Below are 10718 nucleotides of genomic sequence, written 5' to 3'. Positions count from 1 at the left end.
GGCCAAAAACGCTCATGAACTTCATCATTCGCACAACCCTTCGGGCTTCCGTCCGGCTCATGCTGACCCCCAAAAAAGGGCCAGCCTACCGGACAGATCGTGTGCTACTTAAACCGGTCATATCGTGTGCTACCGACACTGACCTCCTGGGGGGTTGGCTTCCGGAATGGCCGCTGCTAATACCCCGCGCAACCCAATCCGGCAATTCGAGAGAAACGGGAAACAACGTGGTCAAGGTAATCGCAAGCGGTGTCCGCAAGGGCAATGTCATCGAGCATGAGGACGGCAAGCTCTATGTCGTGCTGAAGGCCGAATCCATGCACCCCGGCAAAGGCACGCCGACCACCACGATCGACATGCGCCGCATCTCGGACGGCGTGAAGACGGTGGTGCGTTACAAGACGACCGACCCGCTCGAGCGCGCCTTTGTCGAGACGATCGCCCACTCCTACCTTTACCAGGACGGCGGCAACTACATCTTCATGAATCCCGAAAACTATGAGCAAATCCAGGTCTCGGCCGACATGCTGGGCGAGCAGGCCCCCTTCCTGCAGGAAGGCATGGAGTGCCAGATCGCGCTGTTCAACGGTTCGCCCATCTCCATCGAACTGCCGCAGCGCGTGACGCTTGAAATCGTCGAGACGGAGCCCGCCATCAAGAACCAGACGGCGTCGTCCTCCTTCAAGCCCGCCGTCCTCTCCAACGGCGTGCGCACCATGGTTCCGCCCCACATCGTGTCCGGCACCCGCATCGTGGTGCAGACCGAAGACGGCGCCTATGTGGAGCGCGCGAAAGACTGACGGTCTTGCACCGCTGATGTTCGGAATGGCCGGGCTCGTCCCGGCCATTTCTATGTCCTCGCCCGCTCCTTCAGGGGGAGAGGACAAAAATCACCCGAACGCCTTGCGCATGACATCCGCCAGACGTTTCGCAAAGCCGGCCGGGTCCGGCACCTGCTCGCCCTCGATGATGAAGGCCTGGTCGAGCAGCAGCTGGGCGGCATTTTCCACCGATGACGCGCCCTTGGCCTTCACCTGCGCGGCCAGCGCCTTGATCAGCGGATGCCCGGGGTTCACCTCGAGGATCGGCGCGGATACCGAGATGCCGGAGTCCTTCTGGCGCGACAGCAGTTTCTCCAGCGTGCGGTCCATCATGCTGTCGTTGACGATGCAGACCGCACTCTCCGTGAGGCGCTTGGACGACCGCACGTCCTTCACGCGTTCGCCCAGCGCCTGCTTCAGCGCGGCGGTGAGCACAGCCGTCCCGGCATCCGCGGCTGCATCGGGCTTCGCCTCGTCCTTCGCCGCGATCAGGTCGAGATCGGCCGAGCCCTGTGCCACCGACTTGAAGGGCTTGCCTTCGTAACCCAGCGCGGTGCGCACCCAGAAACTGTCAACCGGATCGGTGAGCAGCAGCACCTCCACGTCGCGCGCCTTGTAGCCCTCAAGCTGCGGCGAGGCCTTGGCCTTCGCCTCATCCTCGGCGGTGAGATAGTAGATCGCCGTCTGGTTCTCCTTCAGGCCCGCGATGTAATCCTTGAGGCTCACCCAGTCGCCCCTGGTCGACTTGAAGCGCACGAGTTCATAGAGCTGATCGCGGCGCTCCATGTCCTCGTAGAGGCCTTCTTTTAGCACCGGGCCATAGATGTCCCAGAGTTTGCGATAGGCGGCATCATCCGTCTCGCCGAACTTCTTCAGCTCGCTCAGCACCTTGTTGGTGACCGCCTTGCGAATGGCGGCAACCTGCGGGTTGTTCTGCAGCATCTCGCGGGAGATGTTGAGCGGCATGTCCTCCGAATCGATGACGCCGCGCACGAAGCGCAGATAGGCGGGCAGCAGTTCCACGTCGTCGGCGATGTAAACGCGCTTTACGTAAAGTTTCTGGCGGCCGCGGCGCTCCGGGTCATAGAGGTCGAAGGGCCTCTCGCTGGGCACATAGAGCAGCACGGTGTATTCGTTGCGGCCTTCGGCGCGGTAGTGGAGCGTCAGCGCCGGGTCGGAATAGCTCCCTGAAATGTGTCCGAAGAATTCCTTGTGCTGCTCCGGCGTGATGTCGGACTTCGCGCGCGTCCAGATGGCATTGGCGGAGTTGATCTGCTTCGCCGTCTCGTCGCCAACCGCCAGCATGATCGGGAGCGCGATGTGGTCGGAGTAGGTTCGCACCACGCTCTCGATTTTCCAGTCCTCGAGGAACTCGAGTGCATCCTCGCGAAGATTCAGAATGATGGAGGTGCCGCGCGGGGCACTCTCGACGGGGGTCACGGTGAAGCTGCCCGAGCCGTCGGACGACCACATAAAGGCTTTGTCCGATCCCGCCCGGCGCGAGATCACGTCGACCTTCTCGGCGACGATGAAGCCCGAATAGAAGCCGATGCCGAACTGGCCGATCAGGTGCACGTCGCCCTGGCTGGCCTTTACCTGCTCGACGAAGGCTTGCGTTCCCGACTTGGCGATGGTGCCGAGATTGTCGATCAGCTCCTGCTCGCTCATGCCGATGCCGGTGTCGGCGATGGTGAGCGTCTTTTTCGCCTTACCGGGCGTTATGGTGATGGTGAGGTCCGGCTGGCCTTCCAGCAGTGCCGGGTTGGCGATCGCCTCGTAGCGCAATTTGTCGAGCGCGTCGGCGGCGTTCGAGATCAGCTCGCGCAGGAACACGTCGCGGTCGGAATAGACCGAATGCACCATGAGGTGGAGGAGCTTCGCCACCTCCGCCTGGAATTGATGGGGGGTCGCGGTGGCGCCGCTGGTCGCCGTATCAGTGGCCATGTCACCCTCTTCAGGAGCATGTGTTCGATTGATGCATGCCATATCGGGTGCCGCTGCCCGATGGTCAAGGGGTCAAAAACACAAGAGAAAAGGCCGGAGCAGGGGGGTGCTCCGGCCTTCCGGACTCTCTCGAGATTACGCCTCGAACTCACTGGAACGTGGAGGGGTGGCCCGGCCGGCTTTGCGAGATCCGGTGGGCTGGGGGGCTGAGTTTCCGAATCTCAACACCAGCCGGGCCGCTAGAGGCAACGATGCGGTTATGGAGGTGGGTTGGGGCGGCAGCTTGCCCGCAATGCGGCCAAAACGTGATTTCTGCTCACCGCTTGCCAAGGCGGCGGAACGGGTTCATCCTCCCATCCGTCATCAGCCTGTCACGACGCTGCGGGGTGAAGTTTGGACAAGACCGACGGCATAATTCCGCTCCGGCCCTGGGAGGCGAAAGCCCCGGCCGGCCAAAACCTCTCAAGCCATCCGCACCAGCAGAAACAACCGGGGCGCGTCGCCTTTGACCGCAAGGAGCTGCAGACCATCCTGGGTTTCTACGGCGCCAAAGTTGCCGAGGGCGAATGGCGCGACTACGCCATGGATTTCGGGCGTAACGAAGCCGTTTTCTCGGTGTTCCGCCGGTCCTCCGAAGTTCCGCTCTACAGGATCGTCAAGGACCCGGCGCTGACGCGGAAACAGGGCATGTATTCCGTGGTGGCGCAGACTGGCCTGATCCTCAAGCGTGGCCATGACCTGGCCAACGTGCTGCGGGTGCTGGCAAGAACGCCGACGCTCTCCACCATCTGAACGGCGGGTGAAAACACAAAGCCCCGGTCCGCGAGAACCAGGGCTCAATGCATGTCAACATCCTTCGGCGTCCCGGTCACTCCCGGTTCATGAAGCCCAATATCTGCAGGATGTTGATGAAGATGCTGATGAAGCTGCCGTAGAGCATGAAGGCCCCGAACACCGACTTGCGGGCGACCGACTCTCTGCCATCAGCATCGGCATACATTTCCTTGATCGCCTGGGTTTCCCACGCGGTGATCAACGAGACGAAGATCACGAAGCCAAAGGAAATGACCATGCTGAACATCATCGCAGCAGGCGTGATGCCGGTGAACATCGCCACGACCAAGTTAACCAGGCCGGCGATGAGCAGGCCGATCAAGGCCATGCCGGCGATCGCGCCCATGCCCGAGAGGTCGCGCTTCGAGGTGTAGCCCCACAGGCTCATCGCGCCGAAGGTGAGCGCTGCGGACAGGAAGGCGGTCATCACCATCGAAGGGTCGATGCCGAGATAGCGGTTCACCATCGGCGCAATGCCGATGCCCCACAGCGCAACATAGGCCCAGTAGACGATATGGGCGCGCGCCACGCTTCCGCCGAGCAGCAGGCGGGGCGCAAAGAACCCCATGGCGATCAGGCCCAGCATGGCCGGCAAGGCCAGCACGTTGGTGACCGCACCGAGGGCAGGGATGGTGTAGGTCGCCAGGACAATGATGGCAGTGACCGCCACGCCAAGCGACATGTAGTTGTAGACGCCCAGCATGTAGGAGCGCAGCCCCTGGTCGATCTCTGCCCGGGACTGTGTCCTGACCTGAGTTTGAAAGCGAGTGTCGGCCATAGTTTCGTTCCTCCAGTAAGTCTCGGTGCGAATATGGGTTGGCGCCAATTCCACCGCAAGTTACAGGAAATTTAAGTAGGCCACAACGCGATCACGAATTCGCGAGCGTTTCCATCTTCTTGGCCAGCGCCACGTCTTTCTCCGTGACGCCTCCGGCGGAATGTGTTGTCAACGTCACCTCCACCCGGCCATAGACATTGGTCCATTCCGGGTGATGGTCTGTCTTCTCAGCGAAGAGCGCCACCCGGCTCATGAAGCCCCAGGCCTGGGAGAAGGACTTGAACTGATAGGTCTTGGTGATGGCGTCCCGCCCCTTGGCCTCTGCCCAGCCGTGCAATTCATGGAGCGCCTTGGCGCGTTCGACCCCGACCAGTGCCTTGTCCGTCATGAACCCGCCTGCAAACGATAAGATTCCTCGACCGCATAGGGACCGCCCCCATACGACGGGCGCGACGAAAACAGGACGAAGCGCCCCACCTCGAAGACCCGGCTCCTGTACAGGTTATGTGAGGCAACGAAGGCGTGCAAGGCCCGGAGGTCCGGCTCCCTGAGGCGGGCGAGCGTCACATGCGGCGCGAATTTGCGCGGTTCGGCCGGCAGACCCAGCGCCTGGCAAATGCGTTCATGGATCGACTGCAGCCGGCGGAGTTCCGGGCTTTCCTCCACCGCGGCGAACAGAGAATGGGGCTTGTTGCCGCCAAACACATCGCAGCCCGAAAGCCTGAGCTTGAACGGCCGCGCTTGCACGCCCTCAAGCTCATAGCCGATCTCGCGGGCCAGCGCCTCGCCGATGTCGCCGATGAAGCGGAGCGTGATGTGATAGCTTTCGCGGTCGATCCACCTGGCGCCGCTGATGCCGCCGCGCATCAGGTCTAGGTCAAGGGCCACATCATCCGGGATTTCGACGCCGGTGAAGAGTCGTGGCATGCGGGGCCTCCTTTGTCACCAAGGATGAGCGAATCGCGACTGGCTGACGGTATCGGGAATTTCACCAATCCCAAGTCCTAATTTCCGCCAGCCTTGCCCAGAAGTTGCTCAACGCTGGGCAGGATGCGGGCGACGATCACGTCAACACCCGCCGGGTTGGGGTGCATGCCGTCCCCCTGGTTCAATTTCAGCTCCGCCGCCACGCCGTCGAGGAAGAAGGGATAAAGCAGCACCTCCGGATGTTTTGCCGCAAGGCGCTGATACATGCCATCGAAATGGCTCTGGTACTCCGCCCCCATGTTGGGCGGCGCCTTCATGCCCGCGAGCAGCACGGGCAGGTTCTTCCGGTCGAGCGCGGTGAGGAGCCCGTCCAGCGCCTGCTCCGCCTGCGCCACGGGCAGCCCGCGCAGCGCGTCATTGGCGCCGAGTTCGACGATCACGGCATCGACCGGCTCGGAAAGCGCCCAATCCAGGCGGGCCGCGCCATCGGCCGCGGTGTCACCCGAGACCCCGGCATTGATCACTTTCACGTCATGCCCCTTCGCTTTCAAGGCGGCCTCCAGCCTGGCCGGGAAGGCATCAGAGGGACCCAGCCCCAGACCGGCGGTCAGGCTGTCGCCCAGCGCCAGGATGACCTTAGGCGCCGCAGCGGCGCCAGTAGCCATAAGGATAACAAGTGCGAGGGAGGCGAAAAGTTTCAGCATGCTGGTCACTTAAGCGCCATGGTTGTCCGGTTCAAGCATCCGGTCCTCGACTTCACACGTAACGGGAGCCATGTTCGATACGATGACCACCGCTGCCGTCTCCCTCAAGAACGTCCACCTGACGCTGCCCAGCCGTGCGGGCAATGTCGACATCCTGCGCGGGGTGGACCTCGACGTGCGACCCGGCGAGGCGCTCGGCATCGTCGGCCCCTCGGGCTCCGGCAAGACCACGCTGCTGATGGTGATCGCCGGGCTGGAGAAGGCCTCCAAGGGCGACGTCGCCGTGGCGGGGAAGTCCCTGAAGGGCTTAAGCGAGGACGAACTCGCCGCCTTCCGCCGCGACCATGTCGGCATCATCTTCCAGTCCTTCCATCTGATCCCCACAATGACGGCGCTGGAGAATGTCGCCGTGCCGCTGGAGTTCCGCGGTGCGGCGGACGCGATGCAGACCGCCGCCGGCCGGCTGAAGCACGTCGGCCTAGGCCACCGGCTGGACCATTATCCGAGCCAGCTGTCGGGCGGCGAGCAGCAGCGCGTGGCCATTGCCCGCGCGCTGGCATCGGGTGCGAAGATCATCATCGCCGACGAGCCCACCGGCAACCTCGACCACGTCACGGGCGAACAGATCATGAAGCTGCTGTTCGACGTGAAGGAACAGAACGGCACCTCGCTCATCCTCGTCACCCACGACCGCGCTCTGGCCCAGCGCTGCGACCGCATGGCGGAGGTGCTGGACGGCAGGATCGTCGCCGGAGCGACGCCGTGAACATTGCCCTCTGGCTGCGCTTCGCCGCGCGCGACCTGCGCTCCGGCCTGCAAGGCTTCTGGATCTTCCTTACCTGCCTCGCACTCGGCACCGGCGCCATCGCGATCATCGGCGCGCTGTCCGCATCGGTCCAGCGCGGCATCGACGAGCAGGGCCAGCCGCTATTGGGGGGCGATCTCGAATTCTCGCTCATCCACCAGCAGGCCACTGGCCCGCAGCTGGCCTTCATCGCGTCCAAGGGCGCGCTGAGCAAGGTGGTCACCGTGCGCGGCATGGCGCTGACGCGCGACAACACCGCGCTGGTCGAGGTGAAGGCCGTCGACGGAAACTATCCGCTCTATGGCAGGATGGAACTCGAAGGCGGCCTGCCGCTCAGCGACGCGATCGCCACCAGGGATGGCGTGGCAGGCGCCGCCGCCGATCCCCTCCTGCTCGGCCGGCTTGGCATCAAGCTCGGCGACAGCGTGAAGCTTGGCAACACGCAGGTGCAAGTCCGTGCCTTGATCAAGACGGAGCCTGACCGCCTCTCCGATACGCTGGTGCTGGGTCCGCGCCTGATGATCTCGCCCGCGACGCTCGATGCCACCGGCATCGTGCAGCCCGGAAGTCTCGTCACCTATCGCTATCGTCTGAAGCTGACGGATACCGACCTCACCGCCGCCAAGGCGGTGGAGAAGGAGGCGGAGGCGAAGTTTCCCGATGCCGGCTGGCGCATCCGCACCCGCAACAATGCCGCCGCCGGGGCTGACGGCTTCGTCGAGCGTCTCGGCTATTTCATGACGCTGGTGGGGCTTGCCTCGCTCATCGTCGGCGGCGCCGGCATCGCCAACGCGGTGCAGGCCTTCGTGACGCGCAAGATGGGCTCGATCGCCACGCTCAAATGCCTCGGCGCCTCGTCAGCCGATGTGATGGGCATCTATCTCACCGAGATCATCCTCGTTGCCTTGATCGCCATCGCGCTCGGGCTGGCGGCGGGCGCCGTTGCACCGCCCGTCATCACCGCGCTGTTCGGCCAGATCATTCCCGTTCCGATGTCGCAGCACTTCAATGCCTGGCCCTTGGTCTTCGCCGGGCTGCTCGGGCTTCTCACCACGCTGGCCTTCGCGCTGTGGCCGCTCGCCCATGCCCGGCAGGTGGCGGCCTCGGCCCTGTTCCGTTCGCGCATCGTGCCGGTGCGTGGCTGGCCGGGGCTTGTCCCCTTCCTTGTCATCCTCGCCGCGCTGCTGCTGATGGCCGCACTCACCTTCTATGCCTTCGAGAACGTCAAGGTGACGGCCTATTTCCTCAGCGGCCTCGTCGCCAGCTTCGTGGTGTTACTGGCGCTCGCACGCCTCATCGTCTGGGGCGCCGAACACCTGCCGCGCAGCCGCTCCGCCATCTGGCGTTATGCGGTGGGTAACATCTATCGCCCGGGCTCCGCCGCGGCCTCCGTCATTCTCGCACTCGGCCTCGGCCTCACGCTTTTCGTCACACTTGCGCTGACCGACCGCAGCATTTCGAAGGAATTGCTCTCCTCCATCCCCGAGCGTGCCCCCGCCTTCTTCTTTATCGACGTGCCCAATGGCGAATTGCAGCAGTTCAAGGACCAGCTGTCGCAGGAGCCGGGCGTCACCCACGTCAACAACACGCCGATGCTCAGGGGCCGCGTCGCCGCGGTGAAGGGCGTTCCCGCGGAGAAGGTGAAGGCCTCGCCTGAATCCAGCTGGGCGCTGCGCGGCGACCGCGGCATCACCTACGCCGCAACACTGCCGGAGGGTTCGCGCCTCGTCGAGGGCGAATGGTGGCCCGCCGATTACAGCGGCCCGCCGCTCATCTCGCTGGTGGACGAGATTGCCAACGGCATCGGCGTGAAGATCGGCGACGAGATCACCGTCAACGTGCTCGGCCGCGACATCACCGCGAAGGTCGCCAACCTGCGCGCCGTGAACTGGAGGAGCCTCGGCATCAACTTCGTCATGGTCTTTACACCCAGCACGCTGAAGGGCGCGCCCCACAACCATCTCGTGACCGTGGAGATGAAGGGCGGCGACGAGGCGAAGCTCTTGAACGCCACGGCGCGCGCCTACCCCTCCGTCACCGCGGTGCGGGTGAAGGACGCCATCGGCATAGTGAGCGGGCTTCTGGAAAAAATGCTGGTGGCGATCCGCGGCGCCAACATCCTCACCCTGCTCACCGGCGTGCTGGTTCTCGCCGGCGCGCTGGCCGCCGGCCTCTCGGAACGGCTTTACGAGGCGGTGGTGCTGAAGACCTATGGCGCTTCCAAGCGCCAGCTCATCGGCGCCTTCGTCATCGAATATGCAGGCCTCGGCCTTGCGGCCGCCGTCTTCGGACTTGCGGCCGGCTCCGCCGCTTCGTGGTTCCTGTCGAATTTCATCCTTCAGATCCCGTGGAGCTTCTCCGCGCCCACCGCAATTCTCACGGCGTCGATCGCCATGGCGGTGACGGTAACGGGCGGCCTCGCCGTCACCTGGCGTGCGCTTTCGGCCAAGCCAGGCCCGCTCCTGAGAAACGAGTAGAAATCGTCACCGGCACGCGTTAGGCAGGTTCCATGGTCGTTCTCAATCGCATCTACACCCGCACAGGCGATGCCGGGGAAACCGCCCTCGGCACCGGCGAGCGCGTGTCCAAGGCGCACTTACGCATCCAGGCCTATGGCACGGTGGACGAGACCAACTCCACCCTCGGCGTGGTTCGGCTCCACACGAACGCACCCGGGATTCAGAAGCTCGACCAGATGCTGGCGCGCATCCAGAACGAATTGTTCGACCTCGGAGCCGATCTTTGCGTTCCCGATACCGGCAAGGACCTGGGCTACGAGCCCCTCCGCATTCTGCCCAGGCAGTATGAGCGCATCGAGGCCGAGATCGACGAGCTCAATTGCGAGCTCCCGGCCCTACGCTCCTTCGTGCTGCCGGGCGGCCATCCTGCGGCTGCTTATCTCCACATCGCGCGCACCGTGTGCCGCCGCGCCGAGCGCCTCATCGTAGAGCTCGCCGCGCATGAGGGCGAGCATGTGAGCGAGGGGGCGATTGCCTATGTGAACCGGCTTTCGGATTTCTTCTTCGTCGCCAGCCGCTGGGCCAATGCCACGTCAGGCGCGGGCGACGTGCTGTGGGTGCCGGGCAAGACCAGGGGCGCCTGAGAGAGCCCATGTTCGTTCCCCTTCACGATTCGACACCGCTGAAGGTCATCCGCTTCCAGGCCGTCACCATTCTGATCATCGCGCTGAACGTGGCGATGTATCTCACCACCGGCGCCTTCAACTCGGAGGCCGTGCTGGATCAGATCGCCTCGGGCTGGGGCGTGGTTCCGGGCGAACTCACCCACAGCGCCGCGCCCGTTCTGAACCATAACCCCATTCCCGAGCCCTTCACCCTGATCACCTATATGTTTCTCCACGCCGGGTGGTGGCACCTGATCTCCAACATGCTCTTCCTCTGGGTCTTCGCCGACAATATCGAAGATGCCTATGGCCATGCCGCCTTTGCCTTCCTCTACTTGATGTCCGGCGTCGTGGCGGCCCTGCTCTATGTGATGCTGGGTCCCGGTTCGCGCATGCCGCTGGTGGGCGCCTCGGGCGCCGTCTCGGGCATCCTCGGGGCCTATGTGGTGCTGTTCCCCAGGGCCCGCGTTTGGATCCTGCTGTTCCTGCGCATCCCCATCCGCATTGGCGCCTTCTGGGTGCTGGGCGGCTGGTTCCTGCTGCAGGTCTATTCCTGGTGGATCGCGCGGGCGGACCCCGAGTCCGGCATTGCCTGGGCGGCCCATATCGGCGGTTTCCTCGCCGGGGCGGGGCTCACCTATGCCATCCGCCGCCGCCTGTGGATGCAGCTGGAGCCCAAAAGCGGCTATTTGCCCAAGGGCTAGGTCGCATTCGGCCATCAAGCGGCGTTGCCGGAATTGACTTGAGGTTTTCCCCTCACTAGGGTCCGCCCACTTTTTCG

11 protein-coding genes are annotated in these 10718 nt (G+C 63.9%); 6 read left to right on the top strand and 5 right to left on the bottom strand.

Annotation, left to right across the window (positions count from 1 at the left end; all coding sequences use genetic code 11):
* Window positions 1-227: 227 nt before the first annotated feature.
* Window positions 228-800 (top strand): elongation factor P, encoded by a 573-nt coding sequence (efp, locus tag IOC82_RS12035; RefSeq protein ID WP_290546437.1) that lies wholly within the window; start codon window positions 228-230, stop codon window positions 798-800.
* Between the two features lie 90 nt (window positions 801-890).
* Here the strand turns inward: efp and htpG are convergent, their stop codons facing one another.
* The gene (gene htpG / locus IOC82_RS12030) at window positions 891-2765 is read right to left on the bottom strand and encodes a molecular chaperone HtpG (protein ID WP_290546436.1); all 1875 of its coding nucleotides are present in this window, start codon (window positions 2763-2765) and stop codon (window positions 891-893) included.
* A gap of 393 nt (window positions 2766-3158) precedes the next feature.
* Here htpG and IOC82_RS12025 point away from each other — a divergent pair, with 393 nt between their 5' ends.
* Complete coding sequence (locus tag IOC82_RS12025) at window positions 3159-3557, top strand: DUF2794 domain-containing protein (protein WP_290546435.1); 399 nt, start codon at window positions 3159-3161, stop codon at window positions 3555-3557.
* Between the two features lie 76 nt (window positions 3558-3633).
* Here the strand turns inward: IOC82_RS12025 and IOC82_RS12020 are convergent, their stop codons facing one another.
* The 4 genes from IOC82_RS12020 to IOC82_RS12005 all read right to left on the bottom strand — a co-directional run bounded on the left by IOC82_RS12020 (window position 3634) and on the right by IOC82_RS12005 (window position 6008).
* Window positions 3634-4377 (bottom strand): Bax inhibitor-1/YccA family protein, encoded by a 744-nt coding sequence (locus IOC82_RS12020; protein WP_290546434.1) that lies wholly within the window; start codon window positions 4375-4377, stop codon window positions 3634-3636.
* A 91-nt stretch (window positions 4378-4468) separates the two neighbouring features.
* On the bottom strand, window positions 4469-4765 hold the full coding sequence (locus tag IOC82_RS12015) for a 4a-hydroxytetrahydrobiopterin dehydratase (RefSeq protein ID WP_290546433.1): 297 nt from the start codon (window positions 4763-4765) through the stop codon (window positions 4469-4471).
* Entirely contained in the window at window positions 4762-5304 is a 543-nt protein-coding gene (gene thpR, locus IOC82_RS12010) for an RNA 2',3'-cyclic phosphodiesterase (protein WP_290546432.1), read from the bottom strand. The genes IOC82_RS12015 and thpR overlap by 4 nt, the downstream gene beginning before the upstream one ends.
* Window positions 5305-5381: 77 nt before the next feature.
* Complete coding sequence (locus tag IOC82_RS12005; RefSeq protein ID WP_290546431.1) at window positions 5382-6008, bottom strand: arylesterase; 627 nt, start codon at window positions 6006-6008, stop codon at window positions 5382-5384.
* A gap of 82 nt (window positions 6009-6090) precedes the next feature.
* Between IOC82_RS12005 and IOC82_RS12000 the strand changes: the two genes are divergently transcribed.
* The 4 genes from IOC82_RS12000 to IOC82_RS11985 are packed head-to-tail and all read left to right on the top strand — an operon-like array spanning window position 6091 to window position 10641.
* Window positions 6091-6774, top strand: a complete 684-nt coding sequence (locus IOC82_RS12000; protein WP_290546438.1) for an ABC transporter ATP-binding protein — start codon at window positions 6091-6093, stop codon at window positions 6772-6774.
* A complete protein-coding gene (locus IOC82_RS11995; protein WP_290546430.1) occupies window positions 6771-9290 on the top strand; it encodes an FtsX-like permease family protein in 2520 nt (839 codons plus the stop codon). Before IOC82_RS12000 ends, IOC82_RS11995 begins: the two co-directional genes overlap by 4 nt.
* Before the next feature lie 32 nt (window positions 9291-9322).
* Window positions 9323-9916 carry a cob(I)yrinic acid a,c-diamide adenosyltransferase gene (locus tag IOC82_RS11990; RefSeq protein WP_290546429.1) on the top strand — a complete coding sequence of 198 codons (594 nt, stop codon included), beginning with the start codon at window positions 9323-9325 and terminating at the stop codon, window positions 9914-9916.
* Window positions 9917-9924: 8 nt separating this feature from the next.
* Entirely contained in the window at window positions 9925-10641 is a 717-nt protein-coding gene (locus IOC82_RS11985) for a rhomboid family intramembrane serine protease (protein WP_290546428.1), read from the top strand.
* Window positions 10642-10718 lie beyond the last annotated feature (77 nt).

The organism is Aestuariivirga sp., assembly GCF_020252395.1.
GTDB lineage: Bacteria > Pseudomonadota > Alphaproteobacteria > Rhizobiales > Aestuariivirgaceae > Aestuariivirga.
This window is presented reverse-complemented; position numbering and strand designations above follow the sequence as displayed.

Bases quoted from the DNA above. Each gene is read 5' to 3' on its own strand.
- htpG (WP_290546436.1), bottom strand. From the start codon at position 2,765: ATGGCCACTGATACGGCGACCAGCGGCGCCACCGCGACCCCCCATCAA.
- IOC82_RS12020 (WP_290546434.1), bottom strand. From the start codon at position 4,377: ATGGCCGACACTCGCTTTCAAACTCAGGTCAGGACACAGTCCCGGGCA.
- IOC82_RS12015 (WP_290546433.1), bottom strand. From the start codon at position 4,765: ATGACGGACAAGGCACTGGTCGGGGTCGAACGCGCCAAGGCGCTCCAT.
- thpR (WP_290546432.1), bottom strand. From the start codon at position 5,304: ATGCCACGACTCTTCACCGGCGTCGAAATCCCGGATGATGTGGCCCTT.
- IOC82_RS12005 (WP_290546431.1), bottom strand. From the start codon at position 6,008: ATGCTGAAACTTTTCGCCTCCCTCGCACTTGTTATCCTTATGGCTACT.
- IOC82_RS12000 (WP_290546438.1), top strand. From the start codon at position 6,091: ATGACCACCGCTGCCGTCTCCCTCAAGAACGTCCACCTGACGCTGCCC.
- IOC82_RS11990 (WP_290546429.1), top strand. From the start codon at position 9,323: ATGGTCGTTCTCAATCGCATCTACACCCGCACAGGCGATGCCGGGGAA.
- IOC82_RS11985 (WP_290546428.1), top strand. From the start codon at position 9,925: ATGTTCGTTCCCCTTCACGATTCGACACCGCTGAAGGTCATCCGCTTC.